Raw genomic sequence first — 1,229 nt, 5'->3', positions numbered from 1 at the left:
AGCTCACACTCCTGTCTTTTAAAGATATTCATTCACCATGCGATTAGCTAAAATCTTCGGTGAGTTGGCAAAATTTCCAATTGTCGATCCAGCAATATGTGGTGTGATGGTGACATTTTCTAAAGCCAAGTATGGATGATCAGCCGGCAACGGCTCTTGCTCAAACACATCTACTGCGGCTCCAGTGATTTCTTTTGTTTGCAAAGCTTCGATCAAATCATTCTCGTTGATCAATCCTGATCTCGCACTGTTGATGATAACCGCAGAGTCTTTCATTTTTTTAAAATGTTCTTTGTTGATCATATTTTTTGTTTGCTCCGTCAAACGATAGTGCATCGAAATGATATCTGCTTGTTCAATCAGTTCGTCTAGAGAAACTTGAGTATCCTCTGTTTCTCCTTTGAAATAATCATCAAAGAAAATGATTTTCCCACCAAATGGACGTATCAAGTTCGCAACTTTTTGACCAATTGCCCCGTACCCGATCAAACCGACAACAGATTCTTTCAACTCAGGGGTCAAAACACCGTTTGGATAGTGTTTCTCCCATTCACCATTACGCAATTTCCCATCCGCTCTGGCAATATTACGGATCTCAGAAAGCATCAAGCCTACTGTATATTCCGAAACACTTGTCTCACTACGTCCAGGCGTGTTGAAAACGGTGATTCCCTTTTCTTCCGCATATTCGCGATTGACATTTTCAATACCAGCACGTAATACCCCAACAAATTTTAATTTTTTTGCCTGATCAATGACTTTTTTTCCTACAGGAGCGAATTGCGTGATCAAGTAATCGTACGCTTCGATTCCTTCCATTAAATAGTCCGGGAGATCTACTGATTCACTGCCTTGTTTTTCCAAAGTGATATTGTCTTTTTGCAAGGCTTCCAAATCAGCATGTTGCCACTCTTTGACTTCCACTTCGATGCCTTTTTCCTTTAATAACGCTAAACCGTCATCCATCATTTTTTTATCAATGAATAAATCTGCAATTGCCAAACATTTCATCACTTGCTCGCTCCTTTTGAATTAATCTAACGTGACTGATACTCGGTAGTTTCCTGGTGTGCTTGCTGTCTCAAAAGCTTTTTGGATATCATCTAATGGGATGTGTGTCTCCACCAGTTTTGAAACATCGACTCTGCCAGTATTCAACATTTGTGCCGCATCGTAAAAATCTTCTAATGTAGAGCCATATGTTCCAATCAACTCTAGGCGCATATAAT

The 1,229-nt window shown here is 39.9% G+C and carries 1 protein-coding gene and 1 pseudogene; both read right to left on the bottom strand.

Annotated features, from left to right (window positions below):
- Positions 1 to 18 precede the first annotated feature (18 nt).
- The gene (locus tag JZO83_RS14105) at positions 19 to 1,011 is read right to left on the bottom strand and encodes a 2-hydroxyacid dehydrogenase (RefSeq protein WP_242542694.1); all 993 of its coding nucleotides are present in this window, start codon (positions 1,009 to 1,011) and stop codon (positions 19 to 21) included.
- Positions 1,012 to 1,032: 21 nt separating this feature from the next.
- Positions 1,033 to 1,229, bottom strand: a pseudogene (locus JZO83_RS14100) (alcohol dehydrogenase); the annotation flags it as partial.

Source organism: Enterococcus sp. DIV1298c (assembly GCF_017316315.1).
GTDB lineage: Bacteria > Bacillota > Bacilli > Lactobacillales > Enterococcaceae > Enterococcus_B > Enterococcus_B mangumiae.
This window is presented reverse-complemented; position numbering and strand designations above follow the sequence as displayed.